20 protein-coding genes and 4 pseudogenes are annotated in these 23,882 nt (G+C 40.6%); 4 read left to right on the top strand and 20 right to left on the bottom strand.

Annotation, left to right across the window (positions count from 1 at the left end):
• Positions 1–79: 79 nt before the first annotated feature.
• Positions 80–1,021, bottom strand: coding sequence for an iron-hydroxamate ABC transporter substrate-binding protein (locus JOD45_RS03535; RefSeq protein ID WP_205002491.1), 942 nt, complete (start codon positions 1,019–1,021; stop codon positions 80–82).
• Between the two features lie 243 nt (positions 1,022–1,264).
• Here JOD45_RS03535 and JOD45_RS03530 point away from each other — a divergent pair, with 243 nt between their 5' ends.
• Positions 1,265–2,260 (top strand): NAD(P)/FAD-dependent oxidoreductase, encoded by a 996-nt coding sequence (locus JOD45_RS03530; RefSeq protein ID WP_205002490.1) that lies wholly within the window; start codon positions 1,265–1,267, stop codon positions 2,258–2,260.
• A gap of 164 nt (positions 2,261–2,424) precedes the next feature.
• Here the strand turns inward: JOD45_RS03530 and JOD45_RS03525 are convergent, their stop codons facing one another.
• The 11 genes and pseudogenes from JOD45_RS03525 to JOD45_RS03475 form a co-directional block, all read right to left on the bottom strand.
• On the bottom strand, positions 2,425–4,227 hold the full coding sequence (locus JOD45_RS03525) for an IucA/IucC family protein (protein WP_205002489.1): 1,803 nt from the start codon (positions 4,225–4,227) through the stop codon (positions 2,425–2,427).
• A 50-nt stretch (positions 4,228–4,277) separates the two neighbouring features.
• Positions 4,278–5,606 (bottom strand): lysine N(6)-hydroxylase/L-ornithine N(5)-oxygenase family protein, encoded by a 1,329-nt coding sequence (locus JOD45_RS03520; RefSeq protein WP_205002488.1) that lies wholly within the window; start codon positions 5,604–5,606, stop codon positions 4,278–4,280.
• Between the two features lie 4 nt (positions 5,607–5,610).
• The gene (locus JOD45_RS03515) at positions 5,611–6,132 is read right to left on the bottom strand and encodes a GNAT family N-acetyltransferase (RefSeq protein ID WP_205002636.1); all 522 of its coding nucleotides are present in this window, start codon (positions 6,130–6,132) and stop codon (positions 5,611–5,613) included.
• Positions 6,133–6,154: 22 nt separating this feature from the next.
• Positions 6,155–7,966 (bottom strand): IucA/IucC family protein, encoded by a 1,812-nt coding sequence (locus JOD45_RS03510; protein ID WP_205002637.1) that lies wholly within the window; start codon positions 7,964–7,966, stop codon positions 6,155–6,157.
• A gap of 7 nt (positions 7,967–7,973) precedes the next feature.
• Positions 7,974–9,482, bottom strand: a complete 1,509-nt coding sequence (locus tag JOD45_RS03505) for a pyridoxal phosphate-dependent decarboxylase family protein (RefSeq protein ID WP_205002487.1) — start codon at positions 9,480–9,482, stop codon at positions 7,974–7,976.
• Between the two features lie 17 nt (positions 9,483–9,499).
• The gene (locus JOD45_RS03500; RefSeq protein WP_205002635.1) at positions 9,500–10,795 is read right to left on the bottom strand and encodes an aspartate aminotransferase family protein; all 1,296 of its coding nucleotides are present in this window, start codon (positions 10,793–10,795) and stop codon (positions 9,500–9,502) included.
• A gap of 358 nt (positions 10,796–11,153) precedes the next feature.
• The gene (locus JOD45_RS03495) at positions 11,154–11,672 is read right to left on the bottom strand and encodes a GrpB family protein (protein ID WP_205002486.1); all 519 of its coding nucleotides are present in this window, start codon (positions 11,670–11,672) and stop codon (positions 11,154–11,156) included.
• Between the two features lie 42 nt (positions 11,673–11,714).
• A pseudogene (locus tag JOD45_RS03490) lies at positions 11,715–12,176 on the bottom strand (2-thiouracil desulfurase family protein).
• Positions 12,177–12,243: 67 nt separating this feature from the next.
• The gene (locus JOD45_RS03485) at positions 12,244–12,486 is read right to left on the bottom strand and encodes a hypothetical protein (protein ID WP_205002485.1); all 243 of its coding nucleotides are present in this window, start codon (positions 12,484–12,486) and stop codon (positions 12,244–12,246) included.
• Positions 12,487–12,672: 186 nt separating this feature from the next.
• Positions 12,673–13,659 (bottom strand): choloylglycine hydrolase, encoded by a 987-nt coding sequence (bsh, locus tag JOD45_RS03480; protein ID WP_205002484.1) that lies wholly within the window; start codon positions 13,657–13,659, stop codon positions 12,673–12,675.
• 299 nt (positions 13,660–13,958) lie between these two features.
• Positions 13,959–14,453: a GNAT family N-acetyltransferase gene (locus tag JOD45_RS03475; RefSeq protein ID WP_205002483.1), complete on the bottom strand. Its 495-nt coding sequence runs from the start codon at positions 14,451–14,453 to the stop codon at positions 13,959–13,961.
• A 206-nt stretch (positions 14,454–14,659) separates the two neighbouring features.
• Between JOD45_RS03475 and JOD45_RS03470 the strand changes: the two genes are divergently transcribed.
• Entirely contained in the window at positions 14,660–15,091 is a 432-nt protein-coding gene (locus tag JOD45_RS03470) for a GNAT family N-acetyltransferase (protein ID WP_205002482.1), read from the top strand.
• A 60-nt stretch (positions 15,092–15,151) separates the two neighbouring features.
• Here the strand turns inward: JOD45_RS03470 and JOD45_RS03465 are convergent, their stop codons facing one another.
• Together JOD45_RS03465 and JOD45_RS03460 are read right to left on the bottom strand one after the other, a co-directional pair.
• Positions 15,152–15,433 carry a hypothetical protein gene (locus tag JOD45_RS03465; protein ID WP_239549055.1) on the bottom strand — a complete coding sequence of 94 codons (282 nt, stop codon included), beginning with the start codon at positions 15,431–15,433 and terminating at the stop codon, positions 15,152–15,154.
• Between the two features lie 263 nt (positions 15,434–15,696).
• Entirely contained in the window at positions 15,697–17,133 is a 1,437-nt protein-coding gene (locus JOD45_RS03460) for an MDR family MFS transporter (RefSeq protein ID WP_205002481.1), read from the bottom strand.
• Between the two features lie 517 nt (positions 17,134–17,650).
• Between JOD45_RS03460 and JOD45_RS03455 the strand changes: the two genes are divergently transcribed.
• Positions 17,651–19,297 (top strand): MDR family MFS transporter, encoded by a 1,647-nt coding sequence (locus JOD45_RS03455; RefSeq protein WP_239549054.1) that lies wholly within the window; start codon positions 17,651–17,653, stop codon positions 19,295–19,297.
• Between the two features lie 102 nt (positions 19,298–19,399).
• On the opposite strand, the gene JOD45_RS03450 is transcribed toward JOD45_RS03455, so the two are convergent.
• Positions 19,400–20,068, bottom strand: a complete 669-nt coding sequence (locus JOD45_RS03450) for an O-methyltransferase (protein ID WP_380897890.1) — start codon at positions 20,066–20,068, stop codon at positions 19,400–19,402.
• Positions 20,069–20,091: 23 nt separating this feature from the next.
• Positions 20,092–20,325 (bottom strand): hypothetical protein, encoded by a 234-nt coding sequence (locus tag JOD45_RS03445; RefSeq protein WP_205002480.1) that lies wholly within the window; start codon positions 20,323–20,325, stop codon positions 20,092–20,094.
• 199 nt (positions 20,326–20,524) lie between these two features.
• Here JOD45_RS03445 and JOD45_RS03440 point away from each other — a divergent pair, with 199 nt between their 5' ends.
• Positions 20,525–21,367 carry an aldo/keto reductase gene (locus JOD45_RS03440; RefSeq protein ID WP_205002479.1) on the top strand — a complete coding sequence of 281 codons (843 nt, stop codon included), beginning with the start codon at positions 20,525–20,527 and terminating at the stop codon, positions 21,365–21,367.
• A gap of 140 nt (positions 21,368–21,507) precedes the next feature.
• On the opposite strand, the pseudogene JOD45_RS03435 reads toward JOD45_RS03440, so the two are convergent.
• The 4 genes and pseudogenes from JOD45_RS03435 to JOD45_RS03420 all read right to left on the bottom strand — a co-directional run bounded on the left by JOD45_RS03435 (position 21,508) and on the right by JOD45_RS03420 (position 23,804).
• Positions 21,508–21,903: pseudogene (locus tag JOD45_RS03435) on the bottom strand (VOC family protein).
• A gap of 39 nt (positions 21,904–21,942) precedes the next feature.
• A pseudogene (locus JOD45_RS03430) lies at positions 21,943–22,282 on the bottom strand (cupin domain-containing protein).
• A 171-nt stretch (positions 22,283–22,453) separates the two neighbouring features.
• Positions 22,454–23,017, bottom strand: a pseudogene (locus JOD45_RS03425) (GNAT family N-acetyltransferase).
• A 169-nt stretch (positions 23,018–23,186) separates the two neighbouring features.
• Positions 23,187–23,804, bottom strand: a complete 618-nt coding sequence (locus JOD45_RS03420; protein ID WP_205002632.1) for an NUDIX hydrolase — start codon at positions 23,802–23,804, stop codon at positions 23,187–23,189.
• Positions 23,805–23,882: the final 78 nt, after the last annotated feature.

Below are 23,882 nucleotides of genomic sequence, written 5' to 3'. Positions count from 1 at the left end.
CTTCCTAAAAGGGTTCGAAAAACAACAAAGCATTTTCAGTTATTCCTGCCCTATAAGCCCAGGCAATAGATTGATTAAATCACTTTTTATCAAGGAAAGCTTTTTCAAAGACTTTTAATTCATAGTCAAGACTAAGAGGATCATTGAAATCAAAAGCTTTCGCATTGACCTTAATCACACGGCCATTCTTAACCGCAGGAATATTCTTGTATGTCTTTGTTTGTTCAAATGAATTGCTCTTGCCCGGCTCTTGTACGAGCACGATATAATCACCGGCGAACTCTGGTATCGCTTCAGGAGAAATGGCTTGATATCCTTTTTTCAATGCCGTTTCCTTCACTTTTTTCGGCATTTTCAGACCCATAGCCTGATATAAAATTTCTGTTCCTCTGGCCCAATTATCTCCGTATACATAGAACTGCTTATCAAACTTCTCGATAACTGAAACAGTGGCATCTTCGCCGATTTTCGCTTTTATTTTTTTGCCAAGAGCCTCAGAGCGCTGTTTAAAGTCTTCTACCCATTTTTTCGCTTCCTTTTCTTTACCCAAAAGCTCTCCGATAGCTGTATATTGATCTAAATAATTAAGTTTGCCGTACGTATATGTAACGGTTGGCGCGATTTGTTTCAATTTATCTATATTTTTTGTATTGGATAATCCAATAATGAGATCTGGATGCAAATCAATAATTTCTTCGAGGTCTTGATCGGAAACCACTTTTGCGTTTTTTAATTTATCTTTTAATACCGGACTGGTTTTCCCCCATTTATCAACGCCGACGATATTCACACCAAGAGAAGCGACATCTCCGGCAAAGTAAGAGGAAAGCAAGACCACCCGCTTCGGATGTTTCGGTACCTTCACAGGTCCGTTTTCTGATTGATAAACTTTTGTCGTTTGTTCTTCCTTTTGGCTTTTTTTGCTCTGCTCTTTTGTATCAGAAGATTGATGACTTCCGCATGCGGCTAATAAAAATGCCAGCACGAGCAGAAACAAGGAAAGACTCATCGTCTTTTTCATTTGCTTCATCTCCTTTTAAAAAAGTTGCCGAATCTATAAATCCATTAAAAAATAGCAGTTTCCTTCTGCCATTGGATAGTCCGCCATTTTAAAATGTATAAATGTTGTTGATAATGATTCTCATTTTCGTTTACAATGGTATTGTAGTTTTTTTCATACTTATCGTCAACTGCCATTTTTAATAGAATATCAAGTTTTTTTGACTTTTCGGTTCGTTAACATAGATTAAGGGAGTGCAGGGAATTGAGAAATAACGAATGTTTTGATGTAACGATTATTGGAGGGGGTTCGGCAGGGCTATTTGCCGCTTACTATGCCGGGATGCGCGGCATGAAGACGAAAATCATTGAATATCACCATGACTTAGGCGGCACCGTTTCAGTTTTTTATCCTGATAAATACATATATGATATCGGCGGCATACCGAAAATCAGCGGCCGGGATTTAATTAGCCAAATCAAAGAACAAGCATTTAGGTTTGACCCGACCCTTATATTGGGGCAAGCCGTTGAAGGCCTAAAAAAAATGGAAGACGGCCTATTCAAGTTAACCGCAAGCAGCGGCGAAACCCATTATTCTAAAACCGTTATTATAGCAGCAGGCCCGGGACTATTCAAGATTCGCCGCCCAAAACTGAAAAACATCGAGCATTACGAAGACAAGGGTGTTCACTATGAACCAAAGGATTTAACCGGTTTTGCCGGAAAATGCACAGCTGTCTTTGGGGATGTCCAATCATCTTGCCGGATGGCTGTACAATTATCAAAGACAGCCCGCCATGTCTATCTTATTTGCAGCCGCAGCGGGTCTAAAGGGCTGGAAAAAGAAATGGAAGAACTGCTTAAAGCCAATGTTGAAGTTAAGTGTCCTTGTACAGTTACCGGCTTATACGGTGACAAACAGCATTTGTCAACGGTAACCGTAGAAAGTACGGATAAGCGCAAAATAGAGAACCTAAACGTCGATGATTTCATCATTAGCCAAGGCTACCATTTTGATCTTGATCCGGTCAAAAATTGGGGGTTCAGCCTTAATGGCCGGCGCATTCCAGTGAATGAAAAGATGGAGACTAAGATTGAAGGCGTATACGCTGCCGGTGACATTGCCGGGTATCCGAACAAATGGAGATTAATTGCTTCTGCCTTTAATGAAGCGATTACTGCCGTCAACAGCGCTAAAGCCAGGATCGACCCTTCTGCCCCCGCCCAAGTGTACAGTTCCATACTGATGGACAATTAGTTTAATAAAAGGACGTATCATGCAGTATGATTTGAAAAGGCAACTTTCATCACGTATGGCAAGGTTCAGCTGAAAGATATCCTGCCATTTCCTAAATAAATTTAAACCGGCATTGAGCCGGTTTTTTCTTTTCTATGATATTGAGAAGGCAAATAACGCCGCTGTTATTCTTTCTGAACATCGTATAAAGCATTTCTAACCTTGCCATATTCAGAAGCGTGAGGCCGATCATCGCCTTCTGTGTATCCATAGTCAACCATACGATTCCGATTGAGGCAAAGCTTTGTTATCCTCGGCTTGAATAGGTTAAACAGCTCAAATCTTGCTTGCAATTCCGGAAACTGCTCTTGATAGTTCAAGATTGTGCGAACCAGCTCCCCCCAGAATGTTTTCTCATCCAAGCGATGATGCTTAACAAGGATACTGCATAAATATCTGTAATGGCAGATAAACAGCCCTGTGATAATAAATTGTGTCAATCCTTCAGGAGGCTCGCTTCGCAAAACCGCCTTTAAATCTTCTGTCAGGACCTCCAATTCAGGAAGCGGCTGATCACTGATGTTGACATCATCGACATAATCCTTAATTGCCAAACGATGCGGCTTATAATCTTTTATGACTAATATTGTATTTTGTCCATGCGGAGAAAATACGGTGCCGTACTGATATAAATAATGAAGCAATGGCGGCAGCATGACATTAAACATTTGTTTTATCCAATCTTCAGCTGAGATGCCGGATTTTTCAATCAAACTTGAAACAAACGGCTTGCCTTGACGGTCGATATGAAGCAATGCAGCCAGCGTTATGGCCCGTTCTCCTTCCTCTAAATAAGTATAGATACTTTCTCGCCATATGCTGCCTAACATTTCAAGATATTGATAAGGAACACCATCCAGCTGCTTATAATATTGATGATCATAATTGATGCTGGCAGCTTCCCCTGGCAGAATAACCCGGCATTGTTCTTTTAAAAACGGGTCCTTATCATAAATGCCTTTAATATACTCTGTAATTTTCGGAGCGATGACCGTTCTCTCGCTTGGCAGTCCGCGATAGACCAGTGTATTTAAAATACTCATCGGCAGCTTCACATGGTGCTTCTCCTTATGTGTGATATTCGCGAAAGTCCTGATCGATTGCTGCGGAAGATACATATCTTCCCCTTTCCCAAGCGGGATGATATCAAGCTGCGCCAAGTCCTCAGCAAAATTTTGAACAATCATGTTCTTCCATTGCCAGTCGTGAATCGGCAAGAAATAATAATCTTGGGCTGAAACGCCTCTTTTCTTTAATTGATCTGTGAATGATTGAATGGTTTCTTCCCTGAGTTCATTTTTCACTAGCCGATCATATGTTAAGCCTTTAACAGAATGAAAGGTTGCTTTCTCTTTATGGACAGCTATCCAAAATAATTGCACTTGCTGCTGATTTTCTGGAGCAAACGTCAAATAATCCTCATAACTGAAACCGATTCTGCCCTTGTTATAGGTAATCCATGGATGCCCCGTCATTTCACCTTCAAGCCAAACATAGTCAGTATCCACGAGTTCATCTGAACCTTTCTGCTGTTTTGCCAGAATATGAGCGTCCGCTAATAATGTATGATTTAATTCTTTTATCAAATGCCCCGCGGTTTCTGATGACATGCCTATCATCGGCTGAATGTCCAGGAGAAACTCAATGGCGCTCTCCGCTTTCTGCCAATGACTGTTCTGATTGACAATGATAGAGTCCGGATTGATGTCGAAGCTGTCGAACAAACGGTCAGCGGCCTTGTAGCGATATTTTTTTTCGGGTGAGATGACTAATTCATAAAGCTTCTCTTGATCATTTTCCTCAATGACATCGGGGTGAATCATGTCTTCATACATAAATTCAGAAATCATTTTCGCCAGCATATGCCGATTAACATCTAACCAAATTTGTTTGTTTAAAACCTTTTCAAGATCCTGTACAGATGGCATTCATATCTCCTCGCTTTTTTTGTTAAGTTCATTGCCGATGCCTTCTTCAGCTAAACGGTGACTCGCTCGGCTGATGCCTTTGTGCTAAAAGTTTGGAAAACGTTCCGGCTGTCGATTTTGTATATTCCTTTTCCCGTTATTGTGTTAATAATGACGGCATTTCGATATGCGCCAAGCCCTAAGTCTGGTGCGCCTATTCCGTGGGTATGCAATTCCCCGTTTTGAATGAAAATATCATTTTTATAAGGCGGTTTAAGCTTTAATTGATAATTGCGTTCAACTTGATATCTCCCTTGCTCATCCCAATCAATGAAAGGATAGACACCTGACATGAAGCTGGGTATGACAGGTTTGTACCCCGTTCCTAAGATGACCACTTCAGCCTGGCGGGAAAAGCTTTGTTCGCTGTGCCACTGCCAGCACTTGAGATGATATGTATTTCGGCACCTGTCCGCCTCCTGAATTTCCGTCATTGCCTGAAGATGAACAGGAGGGTTCTGATCTCCTATTGTACGTTCATAGAGCAAATCATAGATATCCGAAATGGTTTCTGCACTGATGCCTTTATAAAGCAAATCTTGAGATTGAAGCGTTTCATCCTTTTTATATTGGGGCAATTGATAAAAGTAATGAATGTAATCGGGTGAAAAATGCTCTAAACCTAATTTTGAGTACTCCATTGGGAAAAAGCCTTTCGACCGGGTGAACCAGTCCAACGAGTAGCGATAATCTGTCTGTTGTTCTAATAAATCGTAAAAAACCTCTGCTGCGCTTTGTCCGGAACCGATAATAGCAATCGATTCCGCTTCCAAACAACGGTCTTTCCTGTTCAAATACTCGGAAGAGTGAAACATTGAATCTCCCAGCTTTCCTTCTAGAGACGCTGGAACAGCCGGCTGGGTCCCTACGCCTAAGACAAGATGTTCCGCATAAAAGCGTTCCAATTGCCTTGACTTTTGATTAAACACCTTCACTTCGTAATAACCGTCATGTTTCTCAACATCTAAAACTTTTGCGCCAAACAGGCAGCTGTCCAGCTGTTCAGCGACCCATTGGCAGTAGGCGTTATATTCTGTTCTCGGAATATGAAACCGCTCTAAAAAGTAAAACTTGTAAAGCCGCTGATGCGATTGTAAATAATTCAATAAACTATATGGGCTTGTGACATCTGCCATGCTGACTAAATCCGCCAAAAAAGGGACTTGTAAAGTCGCACCTTCTATCAGCATCCCGGGGTGCCAAGAAAATTGTTCTTTTTGTTCAAAAAACAGCGCGTCTATCTCCGGCACTTTTTCTAACAAAGCAGCCAGTCCTAAATTAAAAGGCCCCAATCCTATACCGATCAAATCATAAATGATCTTTCCGCTTTCTTCCTTCATATCCTCACTTCCTTTCGAAACAATCACGCCGGCAAATCATAAGCAATCCCGTTTTGTCAGGGAGTTCTATGGGTTTAATGGGCTCAAAACCGCATTTCTTGAAAATATGAATCATCTTTTCGTTTCGGATATCCGGTTCAGCCACGACTCTATGCGTTTCAGAAACTTGGAATTGAAACCGCACCATCGCCCGCAAAAACGGGAGAGCCAGCCCTTTCCCAAGATAAGCTCTCTCGCCTAACAGCAAATGAACCCCTTGGTCTGCTGCATCAAAACGATAATAGTCCGCAATCATATCATCCCTGACCCAATAGGATTCCCAATAACTGATTGGCTTGCCATCAAGACAGCCTAAGTAAAGGGTCTGATGCGGGTCATTTAACGCTTTGTTTAAATGCTGCTTAAATGTTTCAAATGGACCATCTAAGCCCCAAAATGGAATCACGTGAGATTCATTCATCCAAGAATGAATCAATTTCACATCACGTTCCAGCTCGACTTTGGAAAAAGCAATCGTCTTCCCAATGCCTTTGTCAAAATATGAATAATCATATTTCACCGCTGACCACCGCACGTTTCACCAATGGATTTTTTATTTTCACGTAAATAGATTGCGTTTCCATAGCGCCTGATAACTCATCCATGTCATTAAAACGCGTGAGCAAATTCGCCTTGCAAGGGAGTTCGCTCTCATTAAGCAGGCTGTGAATTAATTTGGATTGATGATTCCAAAATTCGTCTATCTGCTCTAACTCCTCCCTTAGCATGTCAAGCAATCTTTGTTCATGAATCAGCCCGGCTGTTCCAAAGGCATTAATCAATCCATATAAATGATTAAAAAATAAATAATATCTCAATCTTTCATCCGCTACATCATCTCCGCATATTGTCTGGCTTCTTTTATTTAAATCCGGGAAATATTCCCGAAGCTTTGCGGCCTTTGATTCACAAAAATAATAGCCTTGATTGTCCCGGTAATAGAAAATTGCCGGATAGCCGTCTTCTAATTGAATAATAGCATTCTGCTGATGCGCTTCGAGGGCAATGCCGTAATGCAAATACAGCCACATCATCGGTCTTAAAGTCGTTTCTAAATATCGCTTAAACCATTTCATACTGATCGTTTCTGTTGATGCGGCTTCCTTTTCCGCAAGCTGCCGGATAACCGCTGCAAGCCGGGATTCCCCCCGAAGAAAATGATCCTGGCATAATCCGCCTATTAATGCGGCATTCTTCTTCGTGTTGGCTTTAAATGGATTCTCCCTGATCACAACTTCAAATCCCGACTCTTGTCCGCCGCTGTCTATCGTTATATACGCAGGATCAGGGATGATTTTAAATTGATGAAAGCGTTGGTTTAATTGTTTTCCAATATCGCTTTGCAAAAGCCTGGCCACCTCTACTCCGCGGTCCAGCTCCTTTTGTTTATTCACTCTTAAAGAGTTGGTAATCTTTAGGTTAAGCGAAAACTTATACATGAAATCAGAGTCCTCATGGTATACTGTTCTCACTGAAGAGGTCGCCGTAAAATATTTTCCTTGAGAACCTAAATATTTAAGCATCCCCTTTTGCAGCCAATCCTTTACCTCTTCTCGCTTCAGCAGTTCTTTAGCTTGGAAAGGATGTGCCGGCAATAATATATAATCATCCTTTTGACAATACTTGTTTTTAAATGATTGATTGATGCTATGATCGTTTCTAACCTCTTCCTTGATAAGTTCTGACGCCTTTTTCGTTAAACTGGAGTCTTGCTTTATCATAGACTCGTGTACAAGGAAGTAGCTGAGCTGGAAGCGGCCTTTTAATTCCGGGGAATAGATGGATTGTTCCTGCTCGTTCATGCCCTGCCTGCTCTTCGGCGTTGGATGAAGAAGATGCCCGAATATCAATGATTGTTCGGCATCTATGAAGTCCATCTCCCATTCTTGAAGAGCATCAGCATCATCAAACCGTGCCTCAATATACCGTTCAATATTGCGGCAGCTTAAAATAACCCGCAAAATAAACTCATCTTCACTGTCATAACGGTTATTTTCAAGTAAAAGCTCCTTTGTAATCAGTGCCGCTAATGTCAGATAATCGGCCTGCTTGGGTTCGTCGCTTCCTTTTGCTTGGTAATAAACCGGAAAGTCGAACAGATGCCTTCCTGTCAGCGACCAATAGCGGACAGGCAATAGCAGCTCTATTTCCTGATGCTTTAAGGAGCTCTTAATCAGCCTCTCCGCATGTGAACCTTTTAACGTCAATAGCTGCCGGTAAGTGGCAAGCTCCAATTCCTCGTAGTTATTCGTCTCTCGTAAATAGCAGTTTAAAAAGCTTTGCATTGTCGCATGTTCTGCCATTTGTTTAGCTGTTTTCATTGGCATGTCACGCCTCCTTCTTGGAAGTCATCTGATGTCCCAATAAAGAAATCTCTCGTAAAATTTCTCTGATATCGCTTAATGTCGTTCTTGGGTTTAATAACGTCAATTTCAAGCACGTTTTTCCGAAGACGCTGGTTTTGGCTATCGCCGCAAACCCTTGAATAAGAAGGGATTGCTGAATCTTGCGGTTGATTTGATTTTCCTTATCCGTATCTCCTAGACCAGGCGTGTAGCGAAACACCAAAGCATTGAGCTCCGGTTTTTTATTTATGATTTCAAACGCTTCATGCCTTTCAATTTCCTTAACCGTGTCATTGGCTAAATGAATCGTATAATCAATCATTCTCGCAAAATTTTCCGTCCCGACTATTCTTAACGCCATTAGAAGTTTCAAAGCATCAAAGCGGCGAGTCGTTTGAACAGATTTTTCGACTAGGTTTATCATCCCATCGATGACGTCTTCTTCGGGATTCAAATAATCGGCATGAAGCTTCATTAATTGAAAATGTTTGCTTTCCTTTAACAGGAGAGCGCCGCAGCTGATCGGCTGATAAAAAAGCTTATGAAAATCAACAGCAATCGAATCGGCTTCTTGGATGCCGTTGAGCTTATAACGGTGCCTGCCGCTTAATACTAAAGCTCCGCCGTATGCGGCATCTACATGAAGCCAAAGGTTATGCTTTTTAGCAGCTTCAGCAATCAATGGCATTGGATCAATACTGCCAAAGTCTGTTGTTCCGCACGTCGCCGCAATCGCAATTGGAAGATTGCCTTTTTTCTTGATTTCGTCTAACTTATGATCTAAATCTTTCATACTCATACGAAAATGGTTATCGATCTTAACAGGAATGACTGAATCTTCTCCAAGTCCTAATTGCGACGCTGACTTCCTTACGCTGAAATGGGCGCTTTCCGAACAAAGAATCTTCATGCGCCGCGCCTCTGGCGGCAGGCCTTTTTTCTTTACATCCCAATTTAATCGCGTTTGGCAGAAATAGTCCCGCGCAAGCAGCAAACCCGTATAGTTTGATTGCGTCCCTCCGCTTGTAAACGCTCCATCCGCCTGTGAAGGATAATTGAATTGCCGGCAAAGCCAATGAATCATTTCCTTTTCCACATAGGTAGCTGATGGACTTTGATCCCATGAATCCATCGATTGATTAAATGCGCTAATGATCATTTCAGCCGCAATTGACGCAATGAGCGGCGGACAATGCAAATGAGCGATGCTTTTCGGATGTGAGACCCGAATGGTATGGCGCATGATCTGTTCTTTAATATCTGTTAAAACCGTTTCTATATCTTCCCCGCTTGGAGACGATAACCGCATCTTTTCAATAGACTTTTCTAATTCATCAGGTCTCTTCCCGCTGTATGGAGAGGGATGTTCCTCTATTTCTGACATCAGTATGTCTTTTGTCATCTGAACGGCTTCTTCATAAGCCTTCAGGCCGCTCTCTCCCTGATGAAGGAAAAACCGGTCAAAAGAGTCAACTGTTTCGCTATGTTTCATAAAACCAACCTCCTCGCTTATTGAACGGCTGCCTTAACAGCATCTTCAAAGATGGCCGCAACTTCCTCAATTTGTTGTTCGGTGATGATTAAAGGAGGGAGAAATCGAACAACGCTACCATGTCTGCCCCCTAATTCCAGTATCAATCCTCTTTTGAAGCATTCTTGCTGAATTTTGCCCGCCAGTTTGGGATTTGCCGGGTAACTGCCTTGTCGATCCGGCGACTCATTCACATTAATCACTTCTGCTCCAATCATGAGTCCAAGCCCTCTGACATCGCCTATGACAGGGAACGCTTGCTTGAGTCCTTTTAGCTTTTGCATGAGCTTGCTGCCGAGATACGCCACTTGTTCAACTAAATGGTTGTCTTTAATAAATTTCAAAGTAGCCGTACCGGCGGCCATTGCCAACTGATTGCCTCTGAATGTCCCAATATGCGCGCCCGGACCCCATTGATCAAGATTCTCGTCATAAATCACGACAGATAACGGCAGACTGCCGCCGATTGCTTTAGAAAGCACAATGACATCCGGCATAATGCCTGCATGTTCAAAGGCAAACAACTTTCCTGTCCGGCCAATGCCTGTTTGAACTTCATCAATAATTAGAGGAATATGGCGCTCTTGTGTGATCCGTCTCATTTCTTTCACCCATTCAACAGGTGCCGGTATCGAACCCCCTTCACCCTGAACCACTTCGAAGATCATACCCGCCGGAGGCAAAATCCCGCTCTCTGGATCGTCCAATAGATTCTCAATGTAACTGCTGCTGATACGGTGGCATTCATCTCCCCCTATCCCAAATGGACAGCGGTATTGATAAGGATAAGGAAGAAAATGAACATCAGGAATCAGCCCCTGAACATTTAGCTTCGGACTAATATTTCCGCTGATTCCCATCGTTCCATGAGTAGCGCCGTGGTATCCGCCCTGGAAAGAAAGAATGGTTCGATTGCCTGTTGCGGTTTTTACAAGTTTTAGAGCAGCCTCAATCGCATCTCCCCCTGTAGGGCCGCAAAATTGTATTTTTGCCCGTTTTGCAAACTCTTCCGGCAGGCTTGAAAATATTTCGTCAATAAAGGCTTCCTTGGTTGGCGTTGTGAGATCAAGCGTATGTAAAGGCCCCCCCTCAGCAAAAACCCTTTTCATTGCATCAACAGCAACCGGATGATTGTGCCCGAGTGCCAGCGTACCCGCACCCGCCAAGCAGTCTATGTATGTCGTACCATCCATGTCTTTAACATAAATCCCATTGGCTTCTTTTATTGAAATGGGTATTCTTCTCGGATAAGAACGCGCATTGGATTCGCGCATGGCCTGTTTGCCTAAGAAGAAGTCATTTTCCGAATGTCTACCCTCAACCTTTAACACTGAAAAAACACCCTTTCTATTTAATGAAATTGATAATCATTCTCAATATGATTTGAAATAAAAAAGCGATTCGGTACCATCGCTTAACACAGAGTTTAAATGATAATGATTATCATTGTCAATGAAACTTATGTCCTATTCCTTTATTCCCCAAAAATGAAAGCATTAGAATATAATCCGCCATTTAATGCCTTTAATAAAGCCAAAAAAAAGCCCTCCATCCGTTGATGCAGAACGAAACAGCTTTATATGAATCCAGCCCTTTTATGAATGTTTCATATGGAACATGATCGTTAAAAGCTTATGTTTTTCTTCTATACCACGCCAAGGCTTTTTGTTCAATATCTGTGACTAATTGTTCTTTCCCTTTGATATACGATTCAATATCATAGGGAAACTGTTGAGCCAATGCCTCTTTTAAGTTCCCGTACTCTTTTGCAGACTTTGGATGGGCACGCAAGTAATCTCGAAATGCCAGATGACGCTCAATTTCGGGATTGCCTAATTGATACATATGTATATGATGTGTGCGGTTGTCTCCTCCCTTTTGAAAGAAACGGCGGCCTGGTATTCCATTTTCACCCATTGGTTCATAACCCATCGCAATCATTGCCTTATTAAATCCATCAATGTTATGAATGTCTCTCACGACCGGCATCATGTCAATAATCGGCTTAGCTTTAAGCCCTTCTACGGAAGTGCTGCCAATGTGATGGATATCAAGAATTACAGATCCGAAAACATCACGCAATTGATCTGCTTCTTCATTAAACATCCGAGTCCAACGCGGATGATATGGCGTCACTTCAACCTTCCTCATGTAAGCCTCCCTTATCTAATTGCCTATTAAAAATTTTCATAGTCATTCATCAAAATATCTAATAAACGCCTCTTCTGAAATGACCTGCAATCCGTTTCTTTTAAGCAAAGCGGCTGTGACCCCATTGCCAACCGTCTTCTCACCCGAAAAATCCCCATTGTAAATCATTGAAGTTCCGCATGATGGGCTGTATTCCTTAAGAATAACAGTGGTTGCATTCACCTCTTTGGCCTTTTTCAAAGTAAGATAAGCGCCTTTTAGATACAGGTCTGTAACGTCTCTCCCCGATTTTTCAAGCACTTTGGCTTTTCCATTCAGTACATCTTCCCCAGTGCCGCCTGCGATTTCGGCCGGTTCTCTTGGTGTTCAAAAACCGCCGAGCAATTCCGGGCATACAGTTATTGCTTTATTTTCTTCTATGAGCTGACGTATTTTATTATTTAAGCAGTGCGAACCGTTATATCTTACCTTTAAACCTGCTAAACAGGAACTCACCAATAACACTGACTACACCCTAACTTATGAGTCTCTTGTTCCAGCCTGTCCGGCTTTTTCAAATAAAAAAGTTGGCTTACAAAAAACTCCGATACTTTGCCGCCCTTTTTAAATCTTCTACTTCTATCTTTGAAAGTTTCCCTCTGCCTAATAAATGGTTTAATATTTCCTTATCCGAAAACTCTTTGGTATGATTGGCTTTTTCCTCCGTTAAATCATTATCAAAAATCGAATTGAAAGTCAGTCCTTTGACAAATGATTTAGAAGCCTCTTTAACAACATTTGCTTTTTTATCAGCGCCTATTTTTCGAAAAGTCATTTAGCACCCTCCTTTTTATTCATTGTACAACTTTTTTTATAAAAAATTAAAACAAATTCCAACGTTTGGATGTTTAAACGGGTCTTTGTAAAGGACATTTTAAAATAAAAAAGTGCCCGATAGAGTAAAAGAGTCTACCCTTAGGGCACTTTTTAAGACTGGTTAAGGCATTTTAACATTAACGAATCAATTTTCATTATTAATCTTTTGGGCACGATGGAAGGGATACGTTTTAATTTGATCTGTATCGAGATTTTCATTAAACAAATGTACGGCTGAAATCTGATGGCAATCATACGTATGATAATAATATGTACCTGTTTCCATACACATAGTCGAAGTATAGATGGTGTAATTCTCTGCACCTTCTGAATTAATGACTGCGCCTTTAGGTACATTACAATTGGATAGAATATGGAAAGCCGCTGTAACCCCGTCGATTTCGCTTTCTATATTCGTAATATGCTGTCTGAGATAGGCTGCTCTGACAAATCTTGAAGGCGGTGTATAATCTCCCGGCAATCCCATTGTACCAGCCCCTTGGCCAAAGGCACTCAGCTCTAAACTTCCCCATTGAGCCGGTTCTAACTGCTGAGGTCTGAGACCCATGTATTGCCGTAAATTTTGTAAATGCCAATCGAATTCAGGACTATTAGTCATGACACCAACAGGATTGTCATACAGCTTTACGCCTTCAACTGTCGGCTCAATGACAATGCATTCTCCGGATTTATCAGATAAAATCCAGTGCAAAGGAGGCGTCAGTTCCAGCAAAGGCATAGGCGCGTCAAAAAACGAAATCTCATTGATTGCTTCTTTCACAGATTGTACCGAATCAAATTGTGTCAGGGACCATAATACAAAGTCATATGGAGCCAGATTAGTTTTATTATCTTCTAATGTCTTATTGTAAGCAGCAAAACCTGCAAGATATAGTGTAGCGCACGTCAGCCCTGCTTCATTGACGCCGTCTGCAAGCATCGCTTTGTCTTGAAGATTAACTCCCAAACCCACAACAGCTTGCCGCGCCGCAATCGTCTCATTTGTTATGTTCTTCCATTTATAACGACGCGGTGTGATGATTATTTCTTGATTGAAATCTTGCGCAAAATCCATCGTTCTTGCCAAAAGATGATGACCGTCTTTCGTTTCCAATGTCAAACTCGTACACATGAAAGAACCGCTCCTTTATACAAAAGTTCCTATATCTCAAGTTTACATAGCGGCTTATATTAAGTAAATCAAAAAGGTTGCCTCTTTTAAGAATTATCGTCAATTAATGCTCCAAAAAAACAATGAACTTTAAAGTAATTCGCAGCGGAATCCTTAATCCCATCACACACATACAATTTTAAGTCTCCAATTATTTGAAAACTCTTTAAAGCCTGCTTTTTGGCTTAATCTGTTTAACCAATGACGGTCAGTTCTTTTCGACTGTCATTGAAATGAAACCAAAGACTAAAACAGCGTCCTTAACTCGACCAAAGCCATCTATCCTTTGCTTTGCCTATTTGTTTCAGCCCAGCCTTTTCTAAGACGCGGATTGATGGATCATTCGTTTCCAAACAATTCGCGGTGACCTTTTTAACACCTGGTCGTTTTAATCCCCAACTGATCATAGCTTTTGCCATTTCTGTTGCATAACCGTTGCCCTGATAACGCGGAACAATGCTGTATCCTAAATCAATCTCATCCTGCTGGTTTGGTCCGCCTTTAAACCCCATATCGCCGATAATCCTATTTTCTTTTTTAAGTATGATAATACCTTCCCATTCATTTTCTTCCGGATATTTAGTAAATCTTTCAATTTTATATGGAAACAGCTGCTTATAAACATCCATCGGCCATTCAGGATCAACCTTATACGGCACAATTTTCATAAGGTCGTCAATGCTATTCAAACTCGCTTTCATCATATCTACAGTGAATGTGACTAACTTCAATCTTTCAGTATTTAATTCCGGCATCATAATCCCCCTGCATGATGATTCATTGTTATATGCGATTACAAACGGAAAATGAGTTAAAATGTTATCAGCTTAGACTGTGATTTTCCTAACACTTTATTTACAACCGTTTTGTATGACTATAAAAAGGAAATTTTGAAAAAGTTCGTTATTTTAATGTATAATTAACCTGCATACAAAAAATTCAAGAGGAGACTCGTTCAGCAATGAATACCATTAAGGAGCTTAAATCTCGAAATGAAATCGCTGAAGCCTTTCCGGTTGTAAAGCAGTTGAGAACCCATTTAGATGAGCGCACTTATCTTGATCTCGTCATTGATGCCCAAGACAATGACAACTACAAAATGTTTGCTTTATATGAAAATAATAGGATTACCGCGATCGTTGGTTTTAAGCCAATGATAACCCTATACTATGGCAGGTTTGTTTGGGTTTGTGATCTTGTTACAGACAGCGAAAACCGTTCTAAAGGATACGGTGAAAAACTGCTGGCATATGTTCACCAATGGGCAAAAGATAATCATTATGAGTGCGTAGCCTTATCTTCAGGTTTACAACGCAAAGATGCCCATCGTTTTTACGAGAATAAAATGAATTATGATAAAATCAGTTATGTATTTAAACATCCATTGAAGTAAACCATTCCTGCCCAGCAGCTCCGGGCGGGGATTTAAATGATAGAAATTAAAAATCCCAGTTTAATAGGACATTTCTTCTATCTGATCATACTCCTGCTCAGAAATTTCATCTTTCCCCGATGCAAGTATCGCCTGAAAACTCGCAAACAGTTCTTGAATGTCTTGATGATTATTAATCAAACTAAGACTTTTTGCATAGCATTCTTCATCTTTGTACCAGCTAATCTCTAACCATTGTGTTTCATCCTCCTTGCTTTTCAAATAAACTGTTCGAAACTCTAAATACTTTCGATAAATCTCTCCGGCCCTTTCCTGAATCTTGAGAAATTCATTGTTTTTCAACGGGTATATGGTATTTATAGACTTTTACAAACATGGGCTCCCTCCAAAAAAGCATGAATAAAGATATAACAATCACCAAATATTTATTAATTCGTTAGCCATATAGTCATTCCTCCAATGTTAAATCTATTCCTCTCATAAAAAATTAGAAAGGAAATTCCGAAGCGTTTTTTTATCGTAATGCAAATGGAAGCCCTAACCCGCTTATCATTATCACTAAGAAAGTAAAAAACAGAGGGACATGCCCTCTGTTTTAACTGGATTTAACCTCTCTCCGGACTTTTACGGTGGCTAAATGCTTTGTTCGTTTCCTTAGGAGGATAGGTTTTCTTTATAAAAAAGGCTAAAAAGACCCCAACAATGGAAAGCGCAGTGATCACTATAAAGGCGACATTAACACCATAAATCATTGGATGAGAAATACTTGGATTATGCTTTGCCGCTTCACCAGTTGTTGTCATTACTGTTACAATAATCGCTGTTCCAATCGAAGCGGAGACCTGACGCATGGTATTATTCATCGCTGCGCCGTGCGGAATGAGCCGCTTAGGCAGCTGATTCAAGCCAGCCGTTGTGGCAGGCATCATCACCATCGCCAAGCCAAACATCCGTATGGAATAATAGATGGCGATAAAGGCAAACGATGTCGTTGTTGTTAAGTTTGCAAAAGGCACTGTGGATAAAGTAACAATGATTAACCCGATAATCGTTAACCATCTCGCCCCTACTTTATCAAAGATACGGCCCGTGATCGGTGACATTAATCCCATGATGAGCGCTCCCGGCAAAATGGCCAATCCGGACGCCATCGCAGTATAACCCCGCATATTTTGCATATAAAGCGGAATTAATGTTTCTATTCCGATCAAGCCCATAAAACCGATCATACCTATTAAAGTGGTCAATGTAAAAATAAAATATTTAAATACCCTAAATTCCAGCATAGGGTGTTCCAGCCGCAGCTGCCTAAAGATAAACAGCACTAAAGCAATAACGCCAATCGTCAAGGTAAGAATGGTGGCGATATTTCCCCAGCCGTAATTACCCGCACTGGTAAAGCCGTAGAGCAGCCCTCCAAAACCGAACGAAGATAAAATAATGGATAAGATATCAACCTTTGGATAGGTCAGCTCTGTAACGTTTTGCATGGCTTTAAAAGAAATGCCAATAATGATAAGAGCAATCAATAAAATAATAAAGAACATGACGCGCCAGGAATAAGTATTGATCATCCACCCTGACAGAGCAGGTCCGATAGTCGGTGCAAATTGAATAACGAGACCAACAAGCCCCATCGCTTGACCGCGCTTATTAACCGGGAAAATTAACAAAAAGATCGTTTGCATCAGCGGCATCATAATCCCTGCGCCGCTTGATTGAACGATCCGGCCGAGTATCAAGATAGGGAAGTTCGGCGCAAAGCCAGCAATCAATGTTCCAAAGGCAAAAATGCTCATCGCGGAAATAAAGAGCTGCCGCGACGTAAAACGTTCAATCAAAAAGGCTGAGATAGGAATCATCACGCCATTAACAAGCATAAAAATAGTTGTCAGCCACTGAGCTGAATTGGCGCTGACATGCATTTCTTTCATAATCGGCGGAATAGCCGTAATCATTGTCGTCTGGTTTAAAATAGCAATAAATGCCCCAGTCAGCAGCAGTGAAACAATCAATTTCCTATTATAATTGTGGGATGTCATTTTTCCACCTCTTTCTTTTTAAATTTTTTATTAAAAGACATCATTAGATGCCGGCGAAAATGCACTATGAAAAAATATAGCATAAAAAGCAGCACGATGCCGCTCTTTATGCATTCCTATCATAGCTCTCATTCCAATACAAGGCTCAAAAGAATGGCTATTTTTATTTTGAAATTTGCCTAAAAAAAACATATCATTAATGATATCTCGTTATCTCCTAAGGTAAAAAACCCGTACAAGATGATCTCATTTCTGTACGAGTTTAACATGGACTTTCATATAAACACAATCCGCTTTTAATGTTATGAAAAAACGAAGGGATTTTTTATATACTTCATGAATTCTATAAGGTATCAGCCGATATTTGAGATTATTGCCGCAACCTAATTTTTCATCCTAATCCTCGCCAAATGAATTATGATAAGAACATCCATACTTTAGAATATGACTGCCGTTCTCAAGCAATATACATAAAAATTCAATGATTAAGTTAAAAAACTGAATCGGAGGGATCATTTTGGCTCAATCAGGTGTACAAACAACGAACCATATTACTGGTTCAAGAAAGTGGCTGGCACTCGCAACTGTGCTTGTGACAATGTTCTTCTCTTCAATGGACCAAACGGTTGTGTCCACTGCTATGCCAACGATTATCGGACAATTGCACGGCTTTAGTCTATACGCTTGGACGTTTACAGCTTATATGATGGCATCATCAGTAACCGTCCCGATTTACGGGAAACTGTCAGATGTCTATGGCCGGAAGCCTTTTTACTTGTTTGGATTAATCATATTTGGAATAGGTTCCGCTATATGCGGCCAAGCGCATACGATGACTGAACTTGTTTGGGCCCGTGCTGTTCAAGGCATCGGGGCCGGAGCTATGATGAGCATGCCTCGAGCCACAGTCGGTGATATTTTTGATCCTAAAGAACGCGGTAAATGGATGGGCGTTATGGGTGCCGTATTCGGGGTCTCAAGTATTCTTGGACCAACCGTTGGAGGCTGGATCACCGATACTTTTTCATGGCGATGGGTATTTTACATCAATTTGCCCTTTGCGGTTCTAGCCATCATCGGTGTCATTGTTTCTTTGCCAAAAGTTCGGGCTGAGCAACGGGTTAAGGTGGACTGGGTCGGTTCGGCGCTTTTGATCATCGGCCTCATCCCGATTCTTCTGGGCTTCACATGGGCCGGCTCAAAGTACCACTGGAATTCCCCAATTGAATTGACACTTTTTATTGGCGGTATTATTGTTCTTGCTCTGTTTATGTTTTGGGAGCGTAAAGCATCAGATCCATTATTGTCGCCTTCCCTATTCAAAAACCGTATTTTTAGTACATCGTTAATTCTCGGCATATTAGTGGGGATGACAATGTTTGGGAGCATAATGTTTCTGCCTGTCTATGTTCAAGGAGTCATCGGGCTTAATGCTCAAAGCAGCGGATGGGTGATGGCGCCAATGATGATCAGCTTTATTGTCGGAAGCATTGTATCCGGCCAAGTGATGTCCCGTACAGGCCGCTACAAAGTGTTGGCTTGGATCAGCGGTGCTGTTATCGTCCTTGGGTCATTTCTTTTAAATCAAATGAACGTTCACACAGCATGGTCTACGGTTGTCATTAATATGATAGTGCTTGGGCTTGGGATTGGCTCTTTAATGCCGATGATGAACGTCGCAGTCCAAAACGCATTTCCATACCGTATGATGGGAACCGTTAACTCTACCCAACAATTTGTTCAGTCGCTTAGCGGCGTCATCGCATCACCGATTTTCGGCACTATTCTAAATAAGACATTTTCGGATAAACTGAATGAAACATTGCCAGCTTCATTGAAACAGTTTCAAAGCAAACTCTCTGATGTGAATCCGCAATCTTTGATCACTTCACAAGCTCAGCAGTCACTTTCGGCGGCGTTCAATAAATTGGGGGCACAAGGCCATCAATTATATCTTCAATTGATGGATGCAGTCAAAACATCACTAACGTACGGCATCCAACGATTATTTTTAGTCGGTTTAGTTTTTGCGGTCCTTTGTTTCATTGGCACATTCTTCTTGCCGGAGGTTAAATTGAAGGGTCAAGAATATTTTCAATCTGGCGGTTCGTCCGAAGCCGGCGTTGAAAGCAATGAAATGAAAGAGAGAAAAGAAAAAAATTAATCATTTGTTGCTTTAAATAAGAAGGGTGTCCCCTTAAGCTAAGCTTTTGGGACACCTTTTTTGAGACCGCTTCGTCCACAACTTTACTATTTTTATAAACATTTATTTTACAACGCCAATCGCAAAACCATCATACCCTTTTTGGCCAACTGTTTGAATCGCTGTAGATTCAATAAGCGGCTCGTTTTCCAGCATGTCCATAAATCGGCGTATGCCTCTTATCTGTTCATCCGTACGTTGTTCATTAATCACTTCTCCATTCCGCACAACATTGTCAGCAACGATAAGCGCACCGGAGTTTGCCAGATTTAATGCCCATTTTAGGTAATGAGGATTATTTTGCTTGTCCGCATCTATAAAAATCAAGTCAAACGGAGGCACGCCTTTTTCTTTTAAGCTGGCCAAAGTATCAAGCGCCTTACCGGCAATGACATCTACCTTATCCTGGAAGCCTGCATGCCGAATATTTTCCTCCGCAATATTGGCGTACTCTTGGTTAATTTCAAGCGTGTAAACTTTCCCTGCTTCAGGCAAAGCACGTGCCAGCCAAATGCTGCTGTATCCGCCCAAAGTGCCTATTTCTAATACATTCTCTGCCCCCTTAATTTTAGCTAACAGATACAACAGTTTTCCTTGAGTTGGCGACACTTCTATTTCTGGAATGCCTGCCTCTCTATTTGCCTTTAATACATGTTCTAAAGTTGGATCAAATGGTAAGAGTTTATCAATAAAATAGCTATCAACGTCATGCCAAATGGATTTGTTCCCCATCATATTATCCCCTTTACTGTCCGTTAATCGCATAAAATCATCGTTATATATCGGTCTTTTAAACCCGTATATTCCCTGTCTAAGATACCCATCATCACATCCGATAAGATCCGGTTTATATAGTTTTGGGCATCCTCTATTGTCAGCGGCTGTAAATGTCTTGTATCACCGCCGTACATTCTTATCAATTCCTTGTTAATGCCACAATTAAAATAGTCATAGACATCCCTGTCAATTCCGTTTTCTAAGGAGAACATTTTTGCCTTTAATAGAAGGAGATTGGTTCATCATACCACTCTTTCATCCATATGTTGAAAAGGAAGTTTTTATACTGATAATCTAACAAACGAACAATTGACACTTTAGTATACCATAAATTGACATGCAGTTTAGATTATTTGAATTCTCATTAATTTAGATGATAACCTTAAAATATACTGAAAGGAGTGACTTGTTATGGGAAAAGCTATTCCGAAGGTAACACTTAACGATGGGGTCACTTTGCCAGCTGTAGGCTTTGGTACATACAGCCTTAACGGCAATTTCGGCGCCAATGCGATAACAACCGCCATTCATGCTGGCTATCGGCTGATTGATACGGCTTATAATTATGAAAATGAAGGGGCTGTGGGCGAAGCTGTTCGGCGCAGTTCTGTTCCGAGGCAAGAATTAATCATTACATCTAAACTGCCTGGGCGCTATCATACGTATGAAAAAGCAGTTAACACTATTCAAGAATCCTTATACCGAGCAAATCTGGATTACTATGATTTGTATCTTATACATTGGCCAAATCCAAAGCAAGACCTCTATGTGGAAGCCTGGCAAGCATTAATTGATGCAAAAAAATGGGGCTTAATCCGTTCCATAGGCGTTTGCAATTTCTTGCCAGAACATATCGAACGGTTAGAAAAGGAAACAGGTGTTAAGCCAAGCATCAACCAAATAGAACTGCATCCATTTTTCAATCAAGAAGAACAAAGAAAATGGCACGAAGAGAATAATATTGCAACTGAATCTTGGAGTCCATTAGCTAGAGCAAATGACGTCTTGCAAAATGAAACGATCAAACAGATTGCCGCACAGCATAATAAGACAGCATCACAAGTCATTTTGCGCTGGCATTACCAGCTCGGGGCAATTCCTATTCCTAAATCTTCATCTCCCCAACGGCAACTTGAAAACATCTCAATCTTTGATTTCGCGCTAAACGAATCGGAAATGACCCGTATTTCCGAACTTACCCGCCTTGATGGCAGAATTAACAATCAAGACCCCGCTGTTTATGAAGAATTTTAAATATGAGCGTCAAAATAGCCCGCTACTTAGACGGGTTATTTGACGTTACATGAAAATATGAAGCATTTTTGGTTACTTTAAAGACAGATGCTTGTCCAGTTTCTCTCGAAAAGAAATGATATCCGGAATTTTCAAGTCAATCATGGTGCAGCAAGTTCAACTTTAATTCTATCCGGATCTTCAAAGTAAACGGCGTAATGATCTTTTCCACCTGCAAAAGGATGCTTATCCTTATAAAGTATGTTAATCCCCTTATTCTCTAATTTTATAGTTATTTCATCGACGTGTTCCCGAGAATTTGCATAAAATGCTAAGTGATTTAAGCCAACACGGCGCCTATGGTATGGAATATCAAGAAATCTTTCATCCGTTTGAACAAAAACGATGTATGTTTCTCCTAATTTCCAGCTCTGCCCATTTTCCTACTTTTGATAAATCCTGTAGCCTAAATCCTTTAAAAACCAATCCCAGAATTCAACTGACTTCTTTATATCGGATACATTTATCTCAACATGATGGATGAGCCCTCGCGGCAATGAGATCACTCCTGTAAACATTTCCAAATAAAACCTTTTTTAGTCTGTCAATACTCTATCGCCATGACTATGAGGCTGGGATATCACTAAAAATTCTACATCCCCTTGAGATTCATTTTTCATTTGATGGGGAATTAAAGGCGGCACTTCTAGTCCCTCATTAGGGCCCAAAGTGATGAACTCTCCATTAGTTTCTAATGTTGCAGTCCCTGATAAAACAAAGAAAAATTGCTGCGAACGATTATGATAGTGTTTAACTTCAATAGTATTCACTGGCATACGTTCATGAATAACCGTCAAATTATTATTTTTAACCAAATACCACCCATCACAGCTGTCTCCACATATAATGTTCCGCATTGTTTTTACTTATTTTCATGCATTTATTCGCTTTTCTAGGTTTTGTTTTTTCACTTTGCGTGAGCGGTGAGTTTACATGCGAATTCAAAGATTTCCCCTCCTTTGCAAAAAATTTATTATTCTCATGAAAAAGCTATGATCCTGCTTATCTAGAGCTTCTTCTTTTTTTAAAAAAAATGCCCTCCGCCTGTTATAATGATTTGTCTTGTTTTGAATACCACTCTAAAAACGTATCCTTTTCAATGACGTTTAAAATACAAGGTTCATTTACTTGAGATTCCAATTTTTTATGTTATTCTGGAAATTCCTTTTCTGCTCCGATTCTTATATAGGGCAGCTTTTCCTGAGCCTTTTGAGAACGTATATTTGTCAACTTGGCTCCGGCAAAAACATATTCCAAATCCAGTATAGTAAATGCAGTATGCAGCATTTTTGCCTTTGCTGACTGATTATATCCCTTTCCCCAATATTGGTATCCTATCCAAGTGCCAATATGGCTTGATTTATCTGTTTGATTGATATCTTTAAGTGTTATAACTCCTGACAAATTCCCTTCCTCATTTAGAATAACTCTTGAATATTGCTTTCCTAATTTTTCTTGTTTCAGTATAAACTTAATAAAATCGATAGTTCCGTTTAGTGATGTTTGTTCATCACTTAATCCCAGAGCGTTTTTAACTTGCGGGACGGAAGATTGAGATGACATTGACCGTGCGTACTTTAAATCGTGTGGAACTAATGAAACTTGAATCATGGTATACCTCCCGTACAGCCTGGGTTCAAGTAGTTATTCGAAAAAGGTTCTGAAAATTCCTTTTTATTCTCTGTTCAATAAGTATTAATCTCCTGCTGATCAATACAGCTGTTTCCTTAGTAAAATTCCGCCATTCATTTTTAAACCTGAGTGCAGCCTTGTTTTAAAATTAATCAAAGTATACAGGTTCTTGAGGATTATGTAAGTGTTTAAAAACCCAATTGATTTGTGATTCTGTATTTCTAGCGTTTGATAATGGCGGCAGTTGATGTTCTTCAAAAAACCCTACCGCACTCGTTTCCAGCCCTTCTTTAGGTTGGCCGCCAATGATTTCACATTGAATAAATATCTTATAAACGTGATAGGGCGAAGGAGGATGCGGATGACATTTTTTGTCGCATACCCCCATCAATTTAACGGATCTCACATCAAATCCCGACTCTTCCTTTACTTCTTTAACTGCGACTTCACCAGGAGTTAATCCTATATCACCCCAACCGCCGGGCAGAGACCACTCACCATCAGTATTTTCTCTGACCATCAATATTTTATTATCTCTAAATACAACAGCCCTAATATCTACTTTAGGTGTTGCATAACCCGTTTCATTGGCGAACAAATCTTTGATCACTGTCTTATCTGTGTCTGTATATTCCGATAAAATCTCAGTGCTAATATTTCTTATTAATTCAAACCTTTCCAAGTCATAAACATCCTTAGAATACGTTAACCCGGCTTGTGCAATGGATTGTAATTGTTTTGCCCAAGTCAGCCATTTAGGTTCCAAATTCATTCACCACCAATTTGGTTTAAGTTATTTTTCATATCCCCTTACATTTTAGGATACAAAACAATATTTGTGTCA

This window comes from Scopulibacillus daqui, assembly GCF_016908855.1.
Lineage (GTDB): Bacteria > Bacillota > Bacilli > Bacillales > Sporolactobacillaceae > Scopulibacillus_A > Scopulibacillus_A daqui.
Note: the sequence above shows the minus strand (reverse complement) of the source record. Positions and strands in the feature narration are given on the sequence as shown.

Coding starts and splice junctions, on each gene's coding strand:
- JOD45_RS03535 (WP_205002491.1), bottom strand. CDS start 1,021: ATGAAAAAGACGATGAGTCTTTCCTTGTTTCTGCTCGTGCTGGCATTT.
- JOD45_RS03525 (WP_205002489.1), bottom strand. CDS start 4,227: ATGCCATCTGTACAGGATCTTGAAAAGGTTTTAAACAAACAAATTTGG.
- JOD45_RS03520 (WP_205002488.1), bottom strand. CDS start 5,606: ATGAAGGAAGAAAGCGGAAAGATCATTTATGATTTGATCGGTATAGGA.
- JOD45_RS03510 (WP_205002637.1), bottom strand. CDS start 7,966: ATGAAAACAGCTAAACAAATGGCAGAACATGCGACAATGCAAAGCTTT.
- JOD45_RS03505 (WP_205002487.1), bottom strand. CDS start 9,482: ATGAAACATAGCGAAACAGTTGACTCTTTTGACCGGTTTTTCCTTCAT.
- JOD45_RS03500 (WP_205002635.1), bottom strand. CDS start 10,795: ATGCGCGAATCCAATGCGCGTTCTTATCCGAGAAGAATACCCATTTCA.
- JOD45_RS03495 (WP_205002486.1), bottom strand. CDS start 11,672: ATGAGGAAGGTTGAAGTGACGCCATATCATCCGCGTTGGACTCGGATG.
- JOD45_RS03485 (WP_205002485.1), bottom strand. CDS start 12,486: ATGACTTTTCGAAAAATAGGCGCTGATAAAAAAGCAAATGTTGTTAAA.
- bsh (WP_205002484.1), bottom strand. CDS start 13,659: ATGTGTACGAGTTTGACATTGGAAACGAAAGACGGTCATCATCTTTTG.
- JOD45_RS03475 (WP_205002483.1), bottom strand. CDS start 14,453: ATGCCGGAATTAAATACTGAAAGATTGAAGTTAGTCACATTCACTGTA.
- JOD45_RS03470 (WP_205002482.1), top strand. CDS start 14,660: ATGAATACCATTAAGGAGCTTAAATCTCGAAATGAAATCGCTGAAGCC.
- JOD45_RS03460 (WP_205002481.1), bottom strand. CDS start 17,133: ATGACATCCCACAATTATAATAGGAAATTGATTGTTTCACTGCTGCTG.
- JOD45_RS03450 (WP_380897890.1), bottom strand. CDS start 20,068: ATGGGGAACAAATCCATTTGGCATGACGTTGATAGCTATTTTATTGAT.
- JOD45_RS03445 (WP_205002480.1), bottom strand. CDS start 20,325: ATGTTCTCCTTAGAAAACGGAATTGACAGGGATGTCTATGACTATTTT.
- JOD45_RS03440 (WP_205002479.1), top strand. CDS start 20,525: ATGGGAAAAGCTATTCCGAAGGTAACACTTAACGATGGGGTCACTTTG.